Here is a 22,006-nt window from a genome sequence, read left to right on the forward strand (position 1 = left end):
TTGCTACAGAGATAAAGTTCCTCCGGAACACTCTTAATCTCCAATTAATTCCGCCATTCTTCCGGAATATCGCAAACCGGAATAGGTTGAATTTTATGTTGAGCAGCACGATTCATTCTCTGGAAAATTTTAAAAACCTCTAAATCCCGTCCTGAATAATCTGCTTCTGTTTTCGTTCCCCACTCTTTCTGAATTTTCTCCAATTCCGGATATGTTGCGCCAATCTGCTGCTCATCGGTTCTGGCTTCGTCCCACAATCCATCTGCCGGAATTGCATTTTGAATGGATTCTACAAGGTCTAATGATTTTGCCAAAGCGTAAACTTCAGTTTTGTACAAGTCTGCAATTGGCGAAACATCTACTCCGCCATCACCGTATTTGGTGAAAAAACCAACCCCGAAATCTTCTACTTTATTTCCGGTTCCGCAAACGAGAAGACTGTTTATTTGTCCGTAATAATATAAAGTCAACATTCTCAATCGGCTTCTGGTATTCGCAAAGGCCAGTTTCTCCGCCGGAAAGTCTTCATCTTTCACATCAAAAGTTTTATAGAGTTCTTCGAAAGCGGGCGTCAAATTCACTGAAATCGCTTCTACATTTGGGAAGCGTTTTTTCAAATATTCCATGTGTTCCCAGGCACGATTCACTTCATCCTGATTCTGGCGAATCGGCATTTCGAGTAATAACGTTTTTAGGCCTGTCATGGCACAAAGCGTAGAAACGACTGCGGAATCAACTCCGCCAGAAACTCCGACTACATATCCTTTTACATGTGCTTTTTCAGCGTAATCTTTGAGCCAACTAACGATTTTTTCTGTTATTTTATCTGTTTGCATTTAATTTTTTCTTTATTTAAAATCTCATCTAAAAATATGCGTACTAAATTTAATGGTCTTGGTCTTTTTTAATGCAAAGAATGGCAAAGTTTTCTTTACAAAAATGCTGTTTTTCACTTTTCTTTTAAGGTCGCAAAGGCGTTCCACTTAGCAAAGTTCACAATAACATTTACATCTCTGAATATTTTTCTTTCTTTAGTTCATACCAAAAACAAGTGGCGTTATCGAGTGGATCAACGAAAGTTCCCTGCGATTCAAAGCCTAATTTGTCTTTCAAAATTTTATCGGAACTACTGTTTTCAATATCGACACAGGCGTAAATGACCTCTAACTTCATTTCATTAAAACCATAATCTAAAACGGCTTTTCCTGCTTCTGTGGCGTAACCTTTTCCCCAAAACTCAGGCAAAAAACGATATCCTAATTCGTATACATTGTTGAAACCGTTGATGGGTTCCGTCAATAATTTCAAACCGCTCCAGCCAATGAGAAGATCAGATTCCTTTTCAATGACTGCCCATCTTGCGATTCCGTTTTCTTGATATTGTTTTCGGATTTTATTAATGGTTTCTTCGGATTCCTCCAGTTTCGTCACCGGTTTTACGATCATATATTTCATGACTTCCGGATTGCTGTCCAGTAAAAATATTCTGTCAACATCTTCAGTAACAATTTCTCTTAAAATGAGGCTGGATGTTTCAATGAATACTTTTGCCATTAATTTTCCTTATTTTTGCGTTTCAAAATTCGATGTAAAAATAATGAAGTTTTTTAAATATCTCCTGTTTTCCGCCGCATTCCTCACAGGATTGAATTCGTGTAAAAAAGATACTGAAAACCTTTGGAAAGTAGAGGTTAAAAATCCCGTTGAAAAAGTACAGATAACTGACATCTCGAAAGAGTTATACGATCCAAATGTTTCACTGGAAATTTTCACTCAGAAATATCCTTTCTTTCAGGGAACCGTTCCTAATGAAGATTTTGTGGAGAGAAGAAAAGATCCGGAGGAAATTAAAGTCTATAAGGAAGCTATTTCTAAAATAGATGTTACCAAACTCAATAAAGAGTTAGCCGATTTGTTTTCACATATCAAAAATTATTTCCCTGATTTTAAAGAACCACAAGTTTTTCTTTATTCATCTGCTTTGCAGGGAATTATGGATCCCATTTTCTATGAACCGGAGAAAGGAATGTTATTCATTGACATCGCGGCATTTATGGGCGAAAACAATCCGAATTACAAAGGTCTGGAACAATACTTTCAGAAAAGTATGAATCCGAAAAATATTTTGCCAAAAGTTTCTGAAATCTTTGCTGAACATTTTGTCCCCCACAATTTTGAACATCAAAAATTCATTGATAACATCGTGTATTACGGCAAACTGATGACTTTGCAGGATGCTTTTTTACCTCAGGAACCTGATGCTTTAAAAATGAATTATACCTCAGAGCAATATGAATGGGCAAAAGCAAATGAAGTGAATATCTGGAATTATTTCGTGGAGAACAATCTGGTTTTCAGTGATGATCAAAGACTGGCAGAACGTTTCATCAACCCGGCGCCGTTTTCTAAATTCTACACCGAGATCGATAATGAATCATCGCCCCAAATCGGAATATTTAGCGGTTGGCAGATTTGCAGAAAATTCTATAAAGAAAAACCTGAGACTAAATTAGCAGTTTTTCTAAAAATGAACGCTCAGGAAATTTTTAATCAAAGTAATTATAAACCTAAAAATTAAAGTTAAATAAAACATTTCTTTAAAAAATATCATCTTTAAAAATTAAATATGAAAAAGACTCAAATCACAATAGACGTAGAACTGGACGAAAACCATGTTCCCGAAAGAATGACCTGGAATGCAGAAGACGGCGGCGTTGAAAAACAGGAAACCAAAGCAACCATGATTTCGGTGTGGGACGACGAAAAAAGAGAAGCATTGCGAATTGACCTCTGGACGAAAGATATGCCGGTTGATCAAATGAAAATGTTTCTGCATCAAATCATTCTTTCTATGGGAAACACCTACGAAAGAGCGACTGGCGAAGAAGATGTTGCATTCTGGCTGGAACAAATGGCGGAAGAATTTGCACAGAAAGCTGCGATTAAAATGTAAAACTCCCTTTAAAACACCAAGTTGTTTTTAAATAAAAAAATAAAAATATGAACTTCAACACCAAAGTAATACACGGTGGTCAGCACCACGAATCAGCGACAGGATCGGTAAATGTTCCGGTATTTTTAACCTCAACATTTGCACAGAAATCACCTGGAATTCATTCAGGCTACGAATATTCCCGAGCTGCAAATCCAACCCGCCAAGCCTTAGAAGACAGTTTGGCATCCATTGAAAACGGAGCGAGAGGATTAGCATTCGGTTCTGGTTTGGCCGCAATTGACTGTGTTTTGAAATTATTAAATCCCGGAGACGAAGTAGTCGCAGTTGACGATCTATACGGTGGCACTTACAGAATGTTCACCCGTTTATTTGAAAAATACCAGTTAAAATTCACCTTTGTTAATTTTGATGATGTTTCAAAAATCGCCGATGTAATCACCGATAAAACCAAATTGATCTGGCTGGAAACTCCGACCAATCCATTGATGAAATTGGTTGATATCAAAGCAGTAACCGATTTAGTGAAAGGAAAAGATATTTTAGTAGCAGTTGATAATACTTTCGCATCGCCTTATCTGCAACTTCCTTTGGATTTGGGAGCGGATATTGTAATGCATTCTGCAACCAAATATTTAGGTGGTCACTCCGATGTTATTGCCGGAGCCTTGGTTGCGAAAACTGCAGAACTCGGAGAAAAATTACATTTTATTCAGTTTGCAAGTGGCGGAATTCTGGGTCCTCACGACTCTTATTTAGTATTGAGAGGAATTAAAACTTTGGCTTTAAGAATGCAAAGACATTCTGAAAATGGGATTGCAGTTGCAAAATATTTAGAAAGCCATCCGGCGGTAGATAAAGTTTTTTATCCAGGATTGGAATCTCATCCACAACATGAATTGGCGAAAAGACAAATGAAAGATTTCGGTGGAATGGTTTCGTTCACCTTTAAATCAGGAAAAAAAGAAGATTCGATTAAATTTTTAGAAAAAGTAAAAGTTTTCACTTTAGCAGAATCTTTAGGTGGTGTAGAATCTTTGGCGAATCATCCAGCATTAATGACACATGCTTCAATTCCTGCAGAAAAACGTGCAGAATTAGGTATTAGTGATGATTTGGTTCGCTTAAGCGTAGGGATTGAAGATAAAGAAGATTTAATTGCTGACTTGGAAAAAGCGTTTGGGTAGCACTTACTTTGAAATTTATAACCACAAAAGTTACAAAGGAGAAAGTGAAACATTTTGCTTTTTAAAAGTCAAATAAAATCAATCAATATCGTTATTTACACTTTAAAAAGTATTTAATTTTAATAAAAACTTTCGTGACTTTTGTGGTTTAAAATAAAATTTTTCGATGAATGAATTTCAAAAATATATTCAAAGGTATCTGGATTTAATTTCAAGCGATAATTGGCTCGAAGAAATGAAAAATTCGGGAAATCAAACGATGGAAATTTATCAGGAATTTTCTGAAGAGGAATCCAACTTTGCTTATGCAGAAGGAAAATGGAGTTTAAAAATTCTTTTACAACATCTCATCGATGCGGAACGTATTTTCGTATATCGTGCTTTAAGGTTTTCCAGAAAAGACCCGACGGAATTGGCAGGTTGGGATGAAGAATTATATGCAAAAGAATATGACCTTGAAAATGTTTCTCTTAAAAATTTACTTTCAGAATATGAAAGTTTAAGGAAATCAACGATCCATTTTTTTGAAAATCTAAATCAAGAACTTCTTTCTCAAACAGGCATTGCGAATAAAAATGAAATCTCAGTTGAAACGATTGGGAAATTAATTGTGGGTCACAATATTCACCATCTCAACATTATCAAAGAAAGGTATTTGCCAATTCTTAATCAGATATAATAAAAATGAATTGCCCTTGTTGCTCCGGAACAACCTACGAAGACTGCTGTAAAACATTTCATAGCGGTGAAAAAAATGCACCGACTGCTGAAACTTTAATGCGTTCCAGATTTTCCGCCTTTGCAATTCCAAATGGAATCTATTTAATAGAAACCACTTTACCTTCAAAAAGAAAATTTCACAATACCGAAGACTTGCAGGAATGGGGAGAAATCAATAAATGGACGAAACTGGAAATTGTAAAAACGCCAAACATCAACCAAGTAGAATTCAAAGCATTTTATACCGATGAAAAGGGGAAACCACAAGTTCATCATGAACTTTCTACTTTCCGCAAAGTAAATGAGCGTTGGTATTATGTTTCGGGGAAATTTTTAGAGTAGATTTTTTTAAGAATAATTAAAAAAAAACAATTCCCTTTGCTGAGTGAAGTCGAAGATTCGACGAAGTCAAACGCCTTTATCTCATTTATTTATTGATTTTAATGGAATCGATGAATCTTTGATTTGCGTCCTTTATTTTTGAACAATAATTATTCTAAACCTTTGATTCATTGCGTTAAAAAAAATTATTCTTTTAATCTTTCCTGTTTCTTTTTCTGTCTTAAAACGTACAGATACAAACTTTCCACTTTGGTTCTGGCCCAATCGGTTTTTCGTAAAAATTTCAAAGAAGATTTAATACTCGGATTATCCGTAAAACATTTGATATTAATCTGCTCGCCGAGTTCTTCAAAACCCTCGTAATATTCTACCAGTTCTTCAAGAATTGCATCTAAGCGTTTTCCGTGTAAAGGATCTTTTGATTTCTGTTCCATAATTATTGGTAAAAATAAGGATTTTACAATTCACAATTCACAAAACAATTCTGCTTCTTTAACAAAAAAAATCAAGTTTAAATTGATTAAAACTTCACGTACCAATTTCAAATCCTCTTTTTGTTTCTTACATTTGAGATATGAAAATTCTGCATACCGCCGATTGGCATTTGGGTAAACGTTTGGATCGTTTTTCTCGCTTAGAGGAACAAATTTTAGTCATGGACGAAATTGTTCAGATTGCCGATGAACAAAACGTCGATATGGTTTTGGTGGCCGGAGATTTATTCGATAATTTTAATCCGAGCGTTGAGGCGATTGAACTTTTTTATAAAACATTGAAACGTTTATCTCAGAATGGAAAACGTCCCGTAATCGCCATTTCCGGAAACCATGATTCTCCCTATTTAATTGATGCTCCGGATCCTTTAGCCCGGGAATGTGGAATTATTTTAATTGGTCATCCGAAAGCAAAAGTAACTCCGTTTGAAGTTCAAGGTTTCAAAATTTCAAATTCAGTAGAAGGGATGATTGAAATAGAATTAAAAAGCTACGATTTCCCTATTCGAATTGTACATACCGCTTTTGCCAATGAGATCCGGTTAAAAGAATATTTCGGTGAAAATAAAGAAGACGCACTCAATAAGGTTTTGGCCGAAAACTGGGCAACTATTGCGGACGAATTCTGTGATAAAAATGGCGTCAATATTCTGATGACTCATTTGTATATGAACAAAAGAGGCGCACCAGTTCTGGAAGAACCAGACGGTGAAAAACCCATCAAAATCGGAAATGCTGATTTGATTTATTCGGATACGATTCCTTCACAAATTCAATATACGGCTTTGGGACATTTGCACGCTTTTCGAAATATTGGAACGGAAGAAAAACCGGTTGTTTATTCGTCTTCACCGTTATGTTACAGTTTTAGCGAAGCCGGTCAGACGAAATATGTTGCTATTATTGAAGCCAAACCGAATCAAAATGTTTCTTACGAAAAGATCGCCTTGAAAAATGGGAAATCTTTGGTCCGTAAAACTTTTGATGAGGTTGAAAAAGCAATTGAATGGTTGTCTGAAAATCAGAATACTTTCGTCGAACTGACTTTAGAAAGTGAAACGTACTTAAAAGCGGAAGAAAGAAAAATGATCAATAATGCGCATCACGGAATTGTGCACCTTATTCCGAAAGTTAAAAATCAGGAATTCAATCAAAAGCAATTGCACGATATCAATCTCAATCAGGATATTCAGAGTTTGTTTAAAGATTATTTTAAATCTAAAAACAATGCGCAGGAACCCAATGAAGACTTACTCAATTTGTTTAACGAAATTTTAAATGCATAAGAAATGATTCCTATTCAATTGACTTTAGAAGGTTTGTATTCTTATCAGGAGCGCCAAACAATCGATTTTACAGCATTGACAGACGCTGGTTTATTTGGAATTTTCGGCTCCGTTGGTTCGGGCAAATCTTCGATTTTAGAAGCGATTACTTTTGCGCTTTATGGCGAAACTGAAAGACTGAATTCTCGCGACAAGCGTGCTTACAATATGATGAATCTGAAATCGAACCGGTCTTTTATCGCGTTTGATTTCATGAATTTTGAAAATAAAAAATTTCGTGCAACCCGAGAATTTAAGAGGAATTCTAAAAATTTCGAAGATGTGAAATCTCCAAATGTGATTTTATATGAATGGAAAGGCGAGCAATGGATTCCGCTGGAAAGTTCCAGTACGGAAGAAATTATTGGATTGAGTTACGCCAATTTCAAACGGACCATCATTATCCCACAAGGTCAGTTTAAAGAGTTTATCGAACTCGGTGCCACGGAACGAACCAATATGATGAAGGAAATTTTTGGTCTTCACCGTTTTGATTTGCAAAATAATGTTTCTGCATTAAACACAAAAAATAAATCTGAACTCGATCAGTTGGAAGGTGAATTAAAAGGTTTTGAAGAGGTAAATGAAGAACAGATTTTAGTTCAAACTGAAAAATTAAAACTGAAGAAAATTCATTTTAATGAAACTGAAAACAATTTTAAAAAAATTGATCAACATTATCAACAACTCAAAAATTTAAAAACAGATTTTCAAATTCTGAAACAGAAGAAAGAAGACTTCACAAAATTGTCGGAGAGAAAATCGGCAATCGATGCTTTAGAAGTAAAAACAGAACTATTTGACCAAGTTTTTAGAATTTTCAATCCGTTGGTTTTAGAGAAAAATAAACTGCAAAAAGAAATTTCAGGCCAGAAAAAGGAAAAAGAAAATCAGGACGAACTTTTAAAGAAAATTGAAACTGAAGTGAAGTCGCTTAATGAACAGTTAAAATTAATTCTTCCAAAATATGAAGCCTTGAATGAATCCAAAATTCAGGAAAATGATTTGAACTTAATTTTGCAAATTTTGCAGTTTTCGGAAGAAATAAAAACACTAAAAGTTCGTACTAAAGATGGTTCAGAACAGGTTAAAAAAGTTGAGCAAAACATTAAAAACATTCAGCAACATATTAAAGATCTTTCTGAAAAATCAGAGTTATTAAAAGCCCAAAAATTAGATTCGAATCTTTTGGTAAATGTTGGAAGTTGGTTTTCAGAAAACAAAAAACTGAAAGAAAATCTGGGAATTCAAACTAAAAAAATTGAAGAACTTCAAATCAAAATCAGTAATATTTCAATTGAATTAAAACCTTTTAAAATTAATGTTGAAACATTTAATGAAGATTTTAAAGCAAAAAATGAAGCAATAGAAATTCTAAAAAAAGAACTTTCCGAAAAAAGAACGCATCTGGAAGTTCAACAAAAGTTAGCGCATTTTTCAACTGATTTGCATGATGGCAAATCCTGTCCGCTTTGTGGCGCTTTGGAACATCCGAATATTGTTGCTTTCGAAGATGTCGAATCTGAATTGCATTCAATTTTAAAACAACTTGAAAAAACGGAATATCAACAGAAAGAACTTCAGAAAAATTTAGGAGAAATTGAGAAAATCCTTTATCGAAAAAAAACTTTTGAAGATCAATTAAATGTGGAACAGAAAACATTCAGCCAAACAAAAACTCAACTTGATAAGCATCAGCGGGATTTTATCTGGAAAGAATTCAACGCCGAAAATGACTCTGAATTTGAGCAGAAACGCCTCCATTCTTTTGGTATCGAAAAGCAAATTGAAGAATTAGGTCAATCCATTTCAACCGAGCAGAAAAACCAAGAAAAAGAGCGGGAAACCTTGGAAAAATACAGCAAGGTTTTGGAAGAATTTAAACTGAAAGAAGCGCAAAAAGAAACGCAGATTAATTCTAATCTTTCCAATCTTAAAGTTTTAAACTGGAATGATTATGAGGAAAAATCAATAAATGACGTCAAAGAATCTTTGCAGGAATTATCAAAACGCAATCTTGAAACAGAACGAAATTACAAGCAGTTGGTTGAAAAGGAGAAGGAAATTTCGCCCAAATTCGCTGCTCAAAAAACAAGTGTCGATCATTTAGTAAAAAGAATCATTGAATTAGAAAAAGAAATTTCGGATAATGAAAAACTTTTAAGTCAATCGTTAATCACTCAAAATTTCGGTGATTTCAAAGAGGTTGAAGCCATTTTAGCGCAGGATATTAAGGTCACGGAATCTAGAAATGAAATTCAGAAATTCAGAATCGAATTTGAAACTTTAAAGAACAGTGTTGACGAATTGGCATTGAAACTGAAAGATTTTTCTTTTGATGAAGAAGAATTTACGAAGGTTGAAACTCAATTTCAAACTGCTGAACAGGAATTGAAAATCGCAAATGATGCGGTCGTAAAAACAAATGCTGACCTCGAAAGACTGGAAAAAGAATTTAAGAAAAAAGAAACTTTATTAAAAAATTTAGCAAAACTTCAGAAACGGTCAGATGATCTGAAGGTGATGTTTAATCTTTTTAAAGGAGCGGGTTTTGTGCAGTTTGTCTCCTCTATTTATTTAAGACAATTGTGTGATCACGCCAATGTTCGTTTTCATCGGATGACGAGAAATCAACTGAGTTTGCAACTGAATGAAAATAATGATTTTGAGATCATCGACTATTTGAATGAAGGAAAATGCCGAAGTGTAAAAACCCTTTCCGGCGGACAAGCATTTCAGGTTTCCCTAAGTTTGGCTTTAGCGCTCGCCGAAAGTGTACAGTCAAATGCAAAGGCAGAAAAAAATTTTTTCTTTATCGATGAAGGTTTCGGAACGCAGGATTTGGAATCGGTGAATGTGGTTTTTGAAACCTTAACCAATCTTCAAAAAGAAAACAGAATTGTGGGAATAATTTCCCATGTTGAGGAACTGAAAGAGAAAATGCCGGTTTCCCTGAATATCACAAAAGATGAGGAAAGGGGAAGTTTGATCGAGGTAATTTAATGTGATGGCGGAGAAATATTAAGGAATAAAAAGTATTCAGATTAAAATTTCCTATAAAACAAAAGGCGGTAAAACCCGCCTTTTTTATGTATTTCTTTTATTGAAAAATCTATCTGACCAAAGGTGCTATCTTTTCACCGAACAGTTCAATTGATTTCATCATCACGTCATTTTCCGGTGCGCCAACATCCATATGTCCAATAAATCGGGTGAGACCGAAAATCTCTTTTACCTGCTGAATTTTGTCTGCAACTTCATTGGTATTTCCGATAAATAATGCGCCGTCTTTGCTTCTACCGCCGTCGTACTGCATTTTCGTGTAAGGTGCCCAACCTCTGGTCGCGCCGATTCGGTCCATTTGTGCTTTATAATTTTCAAAGTATCCATCGATCACTTTTTGATCATCACTTACAAAAGTATGCGAATGAATAGCGATCTGCATGTCAGATTCTGCGTGACCTGCGGCCAGATATTCCTGCTTATAAAAATCGACCAGACTTTTAAACTGAACCGGCATTCCGCCAATGATGGCCACGATAAGCGGCATGCCTAATTTCGCGGCACTTAAAACCGATTGTGGTGTTCCGCCCACGGCTCGCCAGATTGGGAGTTTGCCGTTATTTTTAGCCCGTGGATAAACCGTCTGATTCTTCATCGGTGCCCGAAGTTTCCCGGTCCAGGAAACGTTTTCTTCAGAATTTATTTTAAGTAAAAGATCCAGTTTTTCATCGAAGAGTTGCTCGTAATCATTTAGTGAGTAACCATAAAGCGGAAATGATTCGGTGAAACTGCCACGACCAACGAAAATTTCAGCACGACCATCAGAAATTAAATCTAAAGTTGCAAAATCCTCATATACTTTTACAGGTTCTGAGGAACTTAAAACAGTTACTCCACTTGCCAATTTGATGTTTTTCGTGATGCTTGCGGCCGCGGCTAAAACCATTTCAGGAGATGAAACCGCATAATCCTGGCGGTGATGTTCCCCCATGGCAAAGACGTCGATTCCGACTTCATCCATTAATTTTATCTGACCTAAAATTTCGCGGATTTTAACGCCCGCATCTTTATATTTTCCGGTATTTTGGTCAACGGCTAAGTCGCCAAACATTCCAATTCCTAATTCCATAACACTTTGATTTTTGATTTTACAAAATTACTTTAATTGAAATTTAAAAGCATTGATGACTGATAAGAACCGATCTTAAAAATTAACGTCAAATTTTTAATTACTTTTGCATCTATTGAAATTTTAAAAAAAATTCACCATAAATCATCCATGGAAAAACTCATCGAAACTTTAAAATCCGGCGGAACCATCCTCTATCCTACCGACACTATTTGGGGAATTGGGTGTGATGCGACCAATATTGAAGCCATCAATAAAATTTTTGAAATCAAAAAACGGGAGAAAAATAAGTCGATGATTATTCTGGTAGAATCTGCAAAACGTTTGGAAGATTTGGTTGAAGTTCCCGAAATGGCCTGGGAAATTATGGATTTATCGGAAAAGCCGGTAACTTTAATTTATGATAATCCGAAAGGTTTACCGAAAGAAATCCTGGCAGAAGATGGAAGTATTGGAATTCGGTTAGTCGATGATTTATTTTTAAAGAAGATTATTACCAAATTAAATAAACCTTTGGTTTCTACCTCAGCGAATTTTAGCGGAGAAAAATCACCAATGAAATTTTCAGATATTTCACAGGAAATTATTGATTCTGTAGATTTTGTGGCGGAAGAAAACCACGATAAAGTTTCGGAATATTCTGGGTCTTCCGTGATTAGAATTTGGAATGATGGACGAATTAAGGTTATTCGGGAATAATTTTTTTTAAACCACAAAAGGCACAAAAGTTAGTGATTACTAAGGTGAAAATTACACTGCATAAAAGTTTATAAAAGATAATGCGTGAAAATGTTTTGGACAACAATAGCCGCAAAAGTTTAGTGATTACTAAGGTGAAAATTACACTGCATAAAAATTTATAAAAGATAATGCATGAAAATGTTTTGGACAACAATAGCCGCAAAAGTTTAGTGAGTACTAAGGTCTAAATTACACTGCATAAAAGTTCATAAAAGATAATGCGTGAAAATGTTTTGAACTACAAAAGCCACAAAAGTTTAGTGATTATTAAGGTCTAAATTACACTGCATAAAAGTTCATAAAAGATAATGCTTGAAAATATTTTGAACCACAAAAGTTTAATGATTACTTACTTGAAAATTATATTTCGTAAAAGTTCATAAAAAGCAATATTGGAAGTTTTTTAAACTACAAAGATTTTTTTTATTTAAGTAAAATTGTATCGCTGAAAAGTTCACAAAAGGTTGTTTACAAGAGTTCTTCAACCACAAAGTCACAAAGATTTTGTCCTTATTAAAGTGAAAATTGTATCGCAGCAGAGTTCACAAAAAGCAATTGCTTACTTCTTTTTAAATTCCTTCTCATACAAGGTAATCCAATCTTTGGGAGTTATTTTCTGACATAACTCCGCAATTAATTGAAACGGAATATCTTCAACTTTCTTGAATCGAATACAGGATTTTCCCATGTTTAATTTTCTTTTAGAATATTTTGGATATTCGGCAACAAACCAGTTTAACAATTCTGGACTGCCATAAATTCCCATGTGATACAAGGCAATAAAATTTTTCTGTGAAGCCAAATTAATAAAAGGTAAAGGCGTATTTGGTGTGCAATGATAACCTGGCGGATAGGTTTCCAAAGGAATGCTCCACCCAATCATCCCATAACTGATTTGATTATGAAAACCTGCCGGTAAATTCTGCGTAATAATTTCGTACAGTTTTTTAAAGGATTCTGCTCGTTCGTCTGGAACCTGAGTCAAATATTCTTCGACTGATTTCGCCTCGCTTTTCATTTTTATTTTTTCAAATATTCATCGAAATAGTCAGTCACTTTTTGCATTAAATGAACTCTGTCTTTTCCTAAAACATTGTGCTCATGTCCTGGATAAACAAAATAATCCATCTGCACACCATGGTCCACAGCCGATTTTAGAAAGTTAATCGAATGTTGCCAAACCACAACATTATCTTGCGCTCCATGAATCATTAATAAATGACCTTTTAGATTTTGAACTTTATCTAAAAGATTGGCCTGTTTGTAACCTTCGGGATTGTTTTGTGGAGAATCCATATATCTTTCGGTGTACATAATTTCATACATATTCCAGTCGATCACTGGACCACCAGCGACGCCAACTTTAAAGACATCTGGATGTTTCAGCATGAAACTTGTGGTCATAAATCCGCCATAACTCCAACCATGAATTCCCAATCGGTCGGCATCTACATAAGGCAGAGATTTCAAATAAGCAACTCCTTGAAGTTGATCTTTCATTTCGGTTTCGCCCGCATTTCTGAAAATGGCCTGTTCAAATTTTAATCCACGGTTAGACGAACCTCTTCCGTCCATAGTGAAAACGATGTATCCTTTTTGCGCCATAAATTCGTACCACAAATTCCCTGAGGCTGGGAAACTGTCCGTGATCAATTGAGCATGCGGACCATTATATAAATATACAATCACTGGATATTTCCTGTTCGCATCAAAATCGGTTGGCAGAATAATTTTACCATACAAAGGTGTTCCGTCATCTGCTTTCAATGTGACATTTTTAATTTCCGGTCTTTGGTAATTTTTTAAAGTGTTTTCAGAGGAAAGTATATTTTTACTTTTTAAAGTATTGGTATTAATAAGATTTACACTTCTGGGCGTAGTCGCATTAGAATACGAATCATACAAATGATTTCCGTCTTTGCTCAAAATACCGGAGTGCATTCCTGCTCCCTGATCCAATCGCTGGGTTTTAAAATTCGTCCAGTCTACTTTGTAAAGATGTCTTTCCAGCGGAGATTCCTGCGTAGAAACGTAGAAAATTTCTTTTTTCTTTTCATTAAAACCGAGAACATCAGTCACCAGCCAAACACCTTTCGTCAACTGAGCAACCAATCCTTTATCAATATTATAATGGAACAAATGATTATAGCCTGTTCGCTGACTTTGCCAAATAAAATCGGTCGTTGAATTCGGAAAAAATAATAAGGGCTGTTGTGGTTCAACATATTTATCAGATTTCTCCTCAAACAACATTTTCATGAAACTTCCGGTAGAAGCATTGTATTGATTCATTTTCAAATCATTCTGATCCCGATTCAAAACTCCAACAAAAATGGATTTAGAATCTGGATTCCATGTAACTACCGTCAAATATTGTTCGGGATCGCCTTCCACATTTAAGAAAGTAGTTTTATTCGTTTTAATATCATAAATACCTAAAGTCACATGATGAGACGGAGTTCCCGCCATCGGATATTTAATATTCTTATTCACTGCCGGCACGGCACTCCAGTCAATAATTGGGTAATTCTTGACCATGGACTGATCCATTCTGTAAAAGGCAATTTTAGAATTGTCCGGTGAAATGAAAATTCCTTTCGTAATTCCAAACTCCCGTTGATGAACTGCCTGTCCGTTCAGAATATCTTCGTTGGAATCATTGGTAATCTGCGTTACTTTTCCGTTTTTAGTATAGTATAAATTATTTTTAATCGTATAGACAAAGCCTTCATTATCACTAAATGCTTCCGCGTTTTCCGCTTCTTTATCCAGCGATATTCCTTCTTTTATTTTCCACACTTTGCCGGAACGCTCAATCCAGAAGTTTTGAGAGTTCTGACTGAAATATCCCTTATCTTTAGCTACAAATGTAATTCTGGGAAAAGATTTTAATTTTTTATCCAAAGACAATGTAGTATTCAACTGATGCAATGAAACCAAAGTATCTTGTTTCTGCGTAGCAAGGTCAGTTACCAAATAACCATTTTTAGTTGCTTGATAATAGGATTTGCCATCATCAGACCAAGAAAACTGGGAAATGTTTTTCACGGCAAGATTGCTTCTTAAACCGTTTACGGCTTCAGCAATGGTGAATTTTTGATTTTGGGCAAACAGACAACTTCCGGAAAACAGAACAAGAAAAGAGAGTTTAGATAATTTCATTAGATATAAAATATTATTTTAAAATAGAAAAGAACCCTTTAATTATAGGTTTTAAGCCTCTATCAAAGGATGGCTAAAATTAATAAATAAAATTGATTTCAATAAAGCTCCTAATTCTTTGGCGAAGTGTACAAAACGGTGAGCGGATCTTGGTCAGCTTTCGGGCGGTTCCATTTGTACTGATGGGTCCAGTACGCCGCTTTCATGGAGAGAATTCCTAAACCAGCGCCGAAAAGAACATCGGAAATATAATGTTTATTATTAATCATTCTCATCGCGCCCACGGTTGTTGCAACGCCATACGCAGCGTACGGAACCCATTTGTGCTGCTCCCCATACTCGATAGAAAGCATAGTCGCCCCTGCAAAAACATTAGCAGTGTGACCGGAAGGAAAAGAATATGCGGTCCCATCGGGACGGGTTTCTTTTAAAGATTTTTTCAGCATATAGACCAAACCTAAATTGACTAATTGTCCCTTAACTAAAATCGCCGTTCGGTTCTTATAATCCGTTCTGGGTTTCATACCTGCGATTTCAAAGCCATAAATTGCGGCGAAGGGTAAAAACTGCGCATAATCATCCAGGTGATTTTCAAAACCAAAAAGATGTTCATTACGTTCTTCTACGATTTCATTTTTTAGCGATTCTTTCCCGCGCCCGTCAGCGATGATTCCGGAAATCATTAATCCAGCGGGCACATACAATTTTTTATATTGGAAATCGAAACGCTGATTTTTAATTTTCACGGAATCTTTTTGTTGAGCGTAATTGTTGCTCATAAAAAAGCACATCAATAAGAAAGCATAATATTTTTTCATAGTAAAGTCGTAGTAACAAATGTAAAAATTAATACTTTCTTAACCTACATCAATGGATATACATTTATACCGGCATATCTTTGCATTATCAAAATTAAAAATACATAAAATATATTATTATGGCAAATAAATGGAATTTAGACCCAAGTCACAGCGAAATTACTTTTAAAGTAAGACACATGATGATTTCTAATGTTAAAGGCTCATTCAACACCTTCACTGCAGAAATGGAAGCAGAAGATGACACTTTTAAAAATGCAAAAGTAAAAGCAACCATTCAGACTGATTCTATCAGTACGAACAGTGCAGATCGAGATGCACATTTGAAAGGAGAAGAATTTTTCAATGTAGAAGCAAATCCGCAAATTACTTTTGAAACCGATTCTTTAAGTAATGAAATCACAGGTCACTTGACTATGAATGGCGTTACTAAGCCGATTCAATTGGATGTTGATTTCGGTGGAATCAATGTAGATCCTTGGGGACAAACCAAAGCAGGTTTTTCATTTGAGGGAAAAATTAAAAGAAGTGAGTTCGGATTAAACTGGAATGCAGCGCTTGAAGCAGGTGGTGTAATGGTTTCTGACGACGTAAAAATCGCTGGAGAACTTCAGTTTGTGAAAGCATAATTTCGCTTCCAATAAAAAAGAAGAGTTCACCTTATACGGTGAACTTTTTTCTTAAAAAAAATTAAATGAATATCAACGACTTATCTAAGATTTCCGATAGCTTTCAACGAACCGAAAAAATGCCGGTTCTTTTTCTAGGACATGGCTCGCCCATGAATGCTATTGAAGAAAACGAGTTTGTAAACGGCTTTCGAAACATTTCTAAAGAAATCCCGACACCCAACGCCATTCTCTGCATTTCAGCCCATTGGTTGACCCACGGAACTTTTGTTACCGCGATGAATATGCCGAGAACCATACATGACTTTGGCGGTTTCCCCAAAGAACTTTTTGAGGTACAATACCCGGCAAAAGGAAGTCCGGAGTTGGCAAAGAAAACGGTAGAATTACTGGGTCAAAATGTAGCAGAAGAAGACCATAACTGGGGATTAGATCACGGCGCATGGAGCGTGATCAAACACCTTTACCCCAATGCAGATATTCCCGTGATTCAATTAAGTATTGATTATACAAAACCTCCACAATATCATTTTGACCTGGCGCAAAAACTTTCAAAATTAAGAGAAAAAGGGATTTTAATTATCGGAAGTGGAAATATCATCCATAATCTAAGATTGGTAGATTTCAGGAATATTGATACCGTAGGTTACGGTTATGATTGGGCAATTGAAGCACGCGAAAAAACCAATAATTGGATTCTCGACGGTAATTTTCAGAATTTAATCCATTACCAAAAAAAGGGAACATTTTTGCAAACTGCTGTACCAACCCCCGATCATTATCTGCCTTTAATTTATTCTTTAGGTTTAAAGGAAAAATCAGAAAACCTGTCATTATTCAATGATGAATTAATTGGTGGAAGCCTGAGTATGACGAGTGTAAGGATTGGTTAAAATAAAAAAAATACATAAAATTAGTTCTGAACATTCTTATTTTAGGAAATTCAGAAAAAATACCAAAAATTGTGATTGTACGTTTTTGATATTTTTTTAATGCATTGTTTACCGGTAACGTTTAATTCTACTAAATCGATTCCCTTTTCATTGGAGAAAGCGAACGTTCCTACTTTTTCATTAGAAACTTTTTTAGAGCCATTTCTGTAATGAACTGTCCATTGATAATTAAAATTATTATTTGGCGCAATTGCTTCTAAAACTACATTGGTATCAGAAATTCTAACTTCTTTAAAAGCATCGATTTCAATATTACATTTCTGTGCATTCACATCCAGTACTTTTGAAGTGGGAGCAATTACTTGAATAGACTTTTTACATTTCGAAGTTCCAGTTACCGTTTTTATTTCTAATGATAAAATCGCATTACCCTGAACTGCACCTTTTATAGTAAGCGGATTAATATGAGTATTGCCTTCTAAAATAATTTTTTGATCCATATAAGACCAGTCGTAGCAATCAACGCAATCTGCAATAGCATTTTCTGCAGAATACTGTTGTCTTTCTCCCACTTGTATTTGATCTGCACCAGTAATGTTGCACTGGGCAAATAATCCTGCAAAAATGAACAGAAAACCAATTAATAAAATTTTTTTCATGGTATAAGTTTTTAGAAGTTTAATTAAACCTGAATTACGCCCAAATTAAATTTCTCGGTAATCGGCGCGTGGTTTGCCGCTTCGATTCCCATTGAAATCCATTTTCTGGTATCTACAGGATTAATTATTGCATCTGTCCACAATCTCGCTGCAGCATAAGTTGGTTCGGTTTGTTTCTGATATCTTTCTGAAATGGTTTTCAAAATTTCCTGTTCTTCTTCTGCTGAAATTTCTTTTCCCTGTTTCTTTAAAGTCGAAGTTTGAATTTGAGCCAAAACTTTTGCCGCCTGACTACCTCCCATTACGGCAAGTTCTGCCCAAGGCCAAGCTACAATTAATCTCGGATCATAGGCTTTTCCACACATTGCATAATTACCTGCACCGTAAGAGTTTCCTGTAATAACGGTAAATTTCGGAACTACAGAATTAGAAACGGCGTTTACCATTTTTGCTCCATCTTTAATGATCCCACCTTGTTCTGATTTTGAGCCTACCATAAATCCGGTAACATCCTGTAAGAATAATAATGGAATTTTTCTTTGATTACAATTAGCAATAAACCGCGTGGCTTTATCTGCAGAGTCCGAATAAATAACACCACCGAACTGCATTTCTCCTTTTCCGTTTTTTACCAATTTTCTTTGATTCGCCACAATTCCTACGCTCCAACCATCAATTCTGGCGGTAGCACAAATAATCGTTTTACCATAATCTCCTTTATATTCTTCGAATTCTGAATTATCAACCAAACATTTAATAATATCAAAAGTATCATATTGTTCCGATCTTGAAACCGGCATGTGTCCGAAAATATCTTCTATTTTTTGTTTTGGTGGAAAACTTTCAGTTCTGTCAAAACCGGCTTTTTCGTAATCGCCGATTGATTTCATAATATTTTTAATTCTGTCCAGCGCATCTTTATCATCTTTCGCCTTATAATCGGTCACACCCGAAACTTCGCAATGCATTGTTGCACCTCCTAAACTTTCATTATCAATGGTTTCGCCAATGGCTGCTTTCACCAAATAACTTCCAGCTAAAAAAATAGAACCCGTTTTATCAACGATCATGGCTTCATCACTCATAATTGGCAAATACGCGCCACCCGCAACACAACTTCCCATCACCGCAGAAATCTGAATAATTCCCATGGAACTCATTTTTGCATTGTTCCGGAAAATTCGGCCAAAATGTTCTTTATCTGGAAAAATTTCATCCTGCATTGGCAAATAAACTCCGGCAGAATCTACCAGATAAATGATTGGTAGTTTATTTTCCATTGAAATTTCCTGAGCACGAAGATTTTTCTTTGCGGTAATCGGAAACCAGGCACCCGCTTTTACCGAGGCATCATTTGCAACGACCAAACATTGTTTGCCAGAAACGTAACCCATCTTCACCACTACTCCAGCGCTGGGGCAACCGCCTTGTTCTTCGTACATTTCATACCCTGCAAAAGCGCCAATTTCTATAGAATCAGAGTTTTTATCGAGAAGATAATCGATTCTTTCGCGTGCGGTTAATTTACCCTCATCACGCTGTTTTTGCAAACGTTTCTCACCACCACCTTTCTTTATTTCAGAAAGCAAGTTGGTAATTGCACCAAGTTTCAACTTATTTTGATCTTCTCTTTTGTTAAATTCTAAATTCATAGGTCGGAAAAATTTGGCTTAAAGGTAAGTTTTTTTAAAATACTATTTCCCTTAAAGTGCATTGAAACTAACGATTTGACTTACAGAAATTTATTTTGAAAATAATATAGAACCGTTCAAAATAAAAATACAAAAATGCCGTTATACCTCTTAGGAATTATTCCTAGTTTATTTTTTTAGTAGTTTATTATTTGAAGACCCTAAAAGTTCCCAAAATTTTTAGGGTTTTTTTTATCCTCAAATCAACCTTTAAACTCAATCGAAAATCTGTAGATTTGCAAAAGTTAAAATATATAAATAGTGGTTAAAAATTCTGCACTTTTCCGGCTTCATATGATTGTTTTCCTTTGGGGTTTCACTGCAATTTTAGGAAAATTAATTCATGCCAATGCCCAAATATTAACTTTCTACAGGATGCTTTTTGCAGCCTTATTTTTATTTATATTCATTCGTTTTTATAAAAAAGAAAGCATCAAAATTTCTAAGAAACTATTTATTCAACTCTCTGTAATTGGTGGATTTATGGCTTTTCACTGGTTTTGTTTCTTTTATTCTATCAAGGTTTCCAATGTTTCGATTGCATTGAGTTGTTTGTCTTTATCTACTTTATTTGCCGCTATTCTGGAGCCGATTATCTTTAAAAGGAAAATCGATATTTCGGAAGTCATTATGGGAATCGTCATCGTGATTTGTATGGGCTTAATTTTCAAGACTGAATTTCAATACAAAGAAGGAATTTTCTATGGAATTCTAACCGCTTTATTTGGGACTATTTTTTCTGTTTTTAATGGAAAGATATTTGGTAAAACAAGTTCTGGCAATATTATTTTCTATGAAATTTTTTCTGGGTTAATTATTCTAAGTATCTTTTATCTTTTAACCGGGCAAATTTTTCAACTCAATGAAATAAGTGGACGAGATTTAACGTTAATTATCATATTAGCAAGCTTTTTTACGGCATTCCCTATGTTGGAATCTGTAAACTTGATGAAGTATATTTCGCCATTTACCTTAATTTTAACTGTAAATTTAGAACCAATATACGGGATTATCCTTGCTTTTTTTATCTTTGGAGAGTCAGAGAAAATGAGCCCTATATTTTACGGCGCTTCTTTAGTTATGATATCGGCGATTATTGTTAATGGTATATTGAAATCAAGAAAAAACACAGCCGCAAAAAAAGAACTGGATTGATGAAAAAATTACTCTTTGCCGTTTTAGTGACTTCCGGAATTTCTTCTGAAGCTCAAATCGTGCGGAAATATTCGAACGAATTTTTAAATATCGGTGCTGGAGCACGGGGACTGGCAATGGGCGGTGCAGTAATTTCTAATCAAAATGATGTGTATTCCCCTATGTGGAATCCGGCAGGATTACTCGGTGTAGACCGCGATTGGCAAGGTGCAGCCATGCATGCAGAATATTTTGAATCTATTGCGAAGTACGACTATATCGCCTATGCAAAACCTTTGGATAATAATGGGGGCGTTTTCGCAATTTCAATCGTACGACTTGGGGTAGATAATATTTTAAACACAACGCAATTAATTGATCCTGAAGGGAATATCGATTACGATAAAATTACGAGTTTCTCCCAATCAGATTATGCAGCCTTAATTTCTTACGCTTTTCATCCGGGTGGAAATCAAAAATTAGATGTGGGAGTCAATGCAAAACTGGTCTATAGAAATGTAGGAAAATTTGCGAGTGGTTACGGTTTCGGATTTGATTTGGGCGCAATTTACCATTCCGATAATGGCTGGAATTACGGTGCCGTAATGAAAGATATTACCACTACAGTCAACTTCTGGACGGTAAATCAAAAAGAACTTTCTGCCGTAGTGAATGGCGAAGAATTTAATCCCGCACCGAAAGATAAAATGGAATTGACCATGCCTAAACTCAATTTAGGAATGAGCAGAAATTTCGAAATTAACCGTGATTTAGAATTAATGCCAGAAGCCGGAATTAATGTTGATTTCGCTAAAACTGCCGCAGTTATTTCTACCGATTTTGCGAGTATCACACCGTATGCTGGCGCTGAACTCAAATTTCAGGATATGATTTTTGTACGGGTTGGTTTAAATAGATTTCAAACCGTTACCGATATTGAAAATTTAAAAAGAAAAGTTTCCTTCCAGCCAAGTGCCGGAATCGGAATTAAATATCAAGGTCTAACACTCGATTACGCTATCACTAATTCTGGAATTGGCGGATCTAATTTTTACTCTAATTTCTTTTCTCTGAAATTGGATATGGGTGATTTTAGAAATTAAAAACAGATTCAAAACCTTTTGAA

Annotated in this window: 21 protein-coding genes; 12 read left to right on the forward strand and 9 right to left on the reverse strand. The window is 35.3% G+C overall.

The window, feature by feature from the left end; all coding sequences use genetic code 11:
• Positions 1-44: 44 nt before the first annotated feature.
• The gene (gene nadE / locus PUH65_RS05680) at positions 45-836 is read right to left on the reverse strand and encodes an NAD(+) synthase (protein ID WP_305518846.1); all 792 of its coding nucleotides are present in this window, start codon (positions 834-836) and stop codon (positions 45-47) included.
• Between the two features lie 169 nt (positions 837-1,005).
• Entirely contained in the window at positions 1,006-1,554 is a 549-nt protein-coding gene (locus tag PUH65_RS05685; protein ID WP_305518847.1) for a GNAT family N-acetyltransferase, read from the reverse strand.
• Between the two features lie 43 nt (positions 1,555-1,597).
• On the opposite strand from PUH65_RS05685, the gene PUH65_RS05690 reads away from it, so the two are divergent.
• The 5 genes from PUH65_RS05690 to PUH65_RS05710 all read left to right on the forward strand — a co-directional run bounded on the left by PUH65_RS05690 (position 1,598) and on the right by PUH65_RS05710 (position 5,202).
• Positions 1,598-2,578, forward strand: a complete 981-nt coding sequence (locus tag PUH65_RS05690; protein WP_305518848.1) for a gliding motility protein GldB — start codon at positions 1,598-1,600, stop codon at positions 2,576-2,578.
• A gap of 48 nt (positions 2,579-2,626) precedes the next feature.
• Entirely contained in the window at positions 2,627-2,953 is a 327-nt protein-coding gene (gene gldC / locus PUH65_RS05695; RefSeq protein ID WP_305518850.1) for a gliding motility protein GldC, read from the forward strand.
• Between the two features lie 47 nt (positions 2,954-3,000).
• On the forward strand, positions 3,001-4,140 hold the full coding sequence (locus PUH65_RS05700; protein WP_305518851.1) for a cystathionine gamma-synthase: 1,140 nt from the start codon (positions 3,001-3,003) through the stop codon (positions 4,138-4,140).
• A gap of 166 nt (positions 4,141-4,306) precedes the next feature.
• Positions 4,307-4,819: a DinB family protein gene (locus PUH65_RS05705; protein WP_305518852.1), complete on the forward strand. Its 513-nt coding sequence runs from the start codon at positions 4,307-4,309 to the stop codon at positions 4,817-4,819.
• 5 nt (positions 4,820-4,824) lie between these two features.
• Positions 4,825-5,202, forward strand: a complete 378-nt coding sequence (locus tag PUH65_RS05710; protein ID WP_305518853.1) for a YchJ family protein — start codon at positions 4,825-4,827, stop codon at positions 5,200-5,202.
• A 185-nt stretch (positions 5,203-5,387) separates the two neighbouring features.
• Here PUH65_RS05710 and PUH65_RS05715 read toward each other — a convergent pair whose 3' ends face one another.
• Entirely contained in the window at positions 5,388-5,636 is a 249-nt protein-coding gene (locus PUH65_RS05715) for a VF530 family protein (protein ID WP_305518854.1), read from the reverse strand.
• Positions 5,637-5,776: 140 nt separating this feature from the next.
• Between PUH65_RS05715 and sbcD the strand changes: the two genes are divergently transcribed.
• Both sbcD and PUH65_RS05725 read left to right on the forward strand, forming a co-directional pair.
• Positions 5,777-6,982 (forward strand): exonuclease SbcCD subunit D, encoded by a 1,206-nt coding sequence (gene sbcD, locus PUH65_RS05720; RefSeq protein WP_305518855.1) that lies wholly within the window; start codon positions 5,777-5,779, stop codon positions 6,980-6,982.
• Between the two features lie 3 nt (positions 6,983-6,985).
• On the forward strand, positions 6,986-10,024 hold the full coding sequence (locus PUH65_RS05725) for an SMC family ATPase (RefSeq protein ID WP_305518856.1): 3,039 nt from the start codon (positions 6,986-6,988) through the stop codon (positions 10,022-10,024).
• A gap of 109 nt (positions 10,025-10,133) precedes the next feature.
• Here PUH65_RS05725 and PUH65_RS05730 read toward each other — a convergent pair whose 3' ends face one another.
• Positions 10,134-11,153, reverse strand: coding sequence for an LLM class flavin-dependent oxidoreductase (locus PUH65_RS05730; protein ID WP_305518857.1), 1,020 nt, complete (start codon positions 11,151-11,153; stop codon positions 10,134-10,136).
• A 132-nt stretch (positions 11,154-11,285) separates the two neighbouring features.
• Here PUH65_RS05730 and PUH65_RS05735 point away from each other — a divergent pair, with 132 nt between their 5' ends.
• The gene (locus tag PUH65_RS05735; RefSeq protein ID WP_305518897.1) at positions 11,286-11,852 is read left to right on the forward strand and encodes an L-threonylcarbamoyladenylate synthase; all 567 of its coding nucleotides are present in this window, start codon (positions 11,286-11,288) and stop codon (positions 11,850-11,852) included.
• 601 nt (positions 11,853-12,453) lie between these two features.
• Here the strand turns inward: PUH65_RS05735 and PUH65_RS05740 are convergent.
• From PUH65_RS05740 to PUH65_RS05750, 3 genes are all read right to left on the reverse strand, one after another.
• Positions 12,454-12,912 (reverse strand): DUF1801 domain-containing protein, encoded by a 459-nt coding sequence (locus PUH65_RS05740; RefSeq protein WP_305518858.1) that lies wholly within the window; start codon positions 12,910-12,912, stop codon positions 12,454-12,456.
• Positions 12,913-12,914: 2 nt separating this feature from the next.
• The gene (locus tag PUH65_RS05745) at positions 12,915-15,056 is read right to left on the reverse strand and encodes a DPP IV N-terminal domain-containing protein (RefSeq protein WP_305518859.1); all 2,142 of its coding nucleotides are present in this window, start codon (positions 15,054-15,056) and stop codon (positions 12,915-12,917) included.
• Between the two features lie 110 nt (positions 15,057-15,166).
• The gene (locus PUH65_RS05750; protein WP_305518860.1) at positions 15,167-15,874 is read right to left on the reverse strand and encodes a phosphatase PAP2 family protein; all 708 of its coding nucleotides are present in this window, start codon (positions 15,872-15,874) and stop codon (positions 15,167-15,169) included.
• A 119-nt stretch (positions 15,875-15,993) separates the two neighbouring features.
• On the opposite strand from PUH65_RS05750, the gene PUH65_RS05755 reads away from it, so the two are divergent.
• A complete protein-coding gene (locus tag PUH65_RS05755) occupies positions 15,994-16,503 on the forward strand; it encodes a YceI family protein (protein WP_305518861.1) in 510 nt (169 codons plus the stop codon).
• A gap of 65 nt (positions 16,504-16,568) precedes the next feature.
• Entirely contained in the window at positions 16,569-17,396 is an 828-nt protein-coding gene (gene ygiD, locus PUH65_RS05760; RefSeq protein WP_305518863.1) for a 4,5-DOPA dioxygenase extradiol, read from the forward strand.
• 50 nt (positions 17,397-17,446) lie between these two features.
• On the opposite strand, the gene PUH65_RS05765 is transcribed toward ygiD, so the two are convergent.
• Together PUH65_RS05765 and PUH65_RS05770 are read right to left on the reverse strand one after the other, a co-directional pair.
• Positions 17,447-18,055: a hypothetical protein gene (locus PUH65_RS05765; protein WP_305518864.1), complete on the reverse strand. Its 609-nt coding sequence runs from the start codon at positions 18,053-18,055 to the stop codon at positions 17,447-17,449.
• Positions 18,056-18,078: 23 nt separating this feature from the next.
• Positions 18,079-19,707 (reverse strand): acyl-CoA carboxylase subunit beta, encoded by a 1,629-nt coding sequence (locus tag PUH65_RS05770; RefSeq protein WP_305518865.1) that lies wholly within the window; start codon positions 19,705-19,707, stop codon positions 18,079-18,081.
• A 333-nt stretch (positions 19,708-20,040) separates the two neighbouring features.
• Between PUH65_RS05770 and PUH65_RS05775 the strand changes: the two genes are divergently transcribed.
• Both PUH65_RS05775 and PUH65_RS05780 read left to right on the forward strand, forming a co-directional pair.
• Entirely contained in the window at positions 20,041-20,901 is an 861-nt protein-coding gene (locus PUH65_RS05775; protein WP_305518898.1) for a DMT family transporter, read from the forward strand.
• On the forward strand, positions 20,901-21,983 hold the full coding sequence (locus PUH65_RS05780; protein ID WP_305518867.1) for a PorV/PorQ family protein: 1,083 nt from the start codon (positions 20,901-20,903) through the stop codon (positions 21,981-21,983). The genes PUH65_RS05775 and PUH65_RS05780 overlap by 1 nt, the downstream gene beginning before the upstream one ends.
• Positions 21,984-22,006: the final 23 nt, after the last annotated feature.

Source organism: Kaistella sp. SH40-3, from assembly GCF_030686865.1.
Classification (GTDB): Bacteria; Bacteroidota; Bacteroidia; order Flavobacteriales; family Weeksellaceae; genus Kaistella.

Excerpts from the sequence above, each read along its gene's own strand:
- nadE (WP_305518846.1), bottom strand. The coding sequence starts at position 836 with ATGCAAACAGATAAAATAACAGAAAAAATCGTTAGTTGGCTCAAAGAT.
- PUH65_RS05685 (WP_305518847.1), bottom strand. The coding sequence starts at position 1,554 with ATGGCAAAAGTATTCATTGAAACATCCAGCCTCATTTTAAGAGAAATT.
- PUH65_RS05690 (WP_305518848.1), top strand. The coding sequence starts at position 1,598 with ATGAAGTTTTTTAAATATCTCCTGTTTTCCGCCGCATTCCTCACAGGA.
- gldC (WP_305518850.1), top strand. The coding sequence starts at position 2,627 with ATGAAAAAGACTCAAATCACAATAGACGTAGAACTGGACGAAAACCAT.
- PUH65_RS05700 (WP_305518851.1), top strand. The coding sequence starts at position 3,001 with ATGAACTTCAACACCAAAGTAATACACGGTGGTCAGCACCACGAATCA.
- PUH65_RS05705 (WP_305518852.1), top strand. The coding sequence starts at position 4,307 with ATGAATGAATTTCAAAAATATATTCAAAGGTATCTGGATTTAATTTCA.
- PUH65_RS05710 (WP_305518853.1), top strand. The coding sequence starts at position 4,825 with ATGAATTGCCCTTGTTGCTCCGGAACAACCTACGAAGACTGCTGTAAA.
- PUH65_RS05715 (WP_305518854.1), bottom strand. The coding sequence starts at position 5,636 with ATGGAACAGAAATCAAAAGATCCTTTACACGGAAAACGCTTAGATGCA.
- sbcD (WP_305518855.1), top strand. The coding sequence starts at position 5,777 with ATGAAAATTCTGCATACCGCCGATTGGCATTTGGGTAAACGTTTGGAT.
- PUH65_RS05725 (WP_305518856.1), top strand. The coding sequence starts at position 6,986 with ATGATTCCTATTCAATTGACTTTAGAAGGTTTGTATTCTTATCAGGAG.
- PUH65_RS05730 (WP_305518857.1), bottom strand. The coding sequence starts at position 11,153 with ATGGAATTAGGAATTGGAATGTTTGGCGACTTAGCCGTTGACCAAAAT.
- PUH65_RS05740 (WP_305518858.1), bottom strand. The coding sequence starts at position 12,912 with ATGAAAAGCGAGGCGAAATCAGTCGAAGAATATTTGACTCAGGTTCCA.
- PUH65_RS05745 (WP_305518859.1), bottom strand. The coding sequence starts at position 15,056 with ATGAAATTATCTAAACTCTCTTTTCTTGTTCTGTTTTCCGGAAGTTGT.
- PUH65_RS05750 (WP_305518860.1), bottom strand. The coding sequence starts at position 15,874 with ATGAAAAAATATTATGCTTTCTTATTGATGTGCTTTTTTATGAGCAAC.
- PUH65_RS05755 (WP_305518861.1), top strand. The coding sequence starts at position 15,994 with ATGGCAAATAAATGGAATTTAGACCCAAGTCACAGCGAAATTACTTTT.
- ygiD (WP_305518863.1), top strand. The coding sequence starts at position 16,569 with ATGAATATCAACGACTTATCTAAGATTTCCGATAGCTTTCAACGAACC.
- PUH65_RS05765 (WP_305518864.1), bottom strand. The coding sequence starts at position 18,055 with ATGAAAAAAATTTTATTAATTGGTTTTCTGTTCATTTTTGCAGGATTA.
- PUH65_RS05770 (WP_305518865.1), bottom strand. The coding sequence starts at position 19,707 with ATGAATTTAGAATTTAACAAAAGAGAAGATCAAAATAAGTTGAAACTT.
- PUH65_RS05775 (WP_305518898.1), top strand. The coding sequence starts at position 20,041 with ATGATTGTTTTCCTTTGGGGTTTCACTGCAATTTTAGGAAAATTAATT.
- PUH65_RS05780 (WP_305518867.1), top strand. The coding sequence starts at position 20,901 with ATGAAAAAATTACTCTTTGCCGTTTTAGTGACTTCCGGAATTTCTTCT.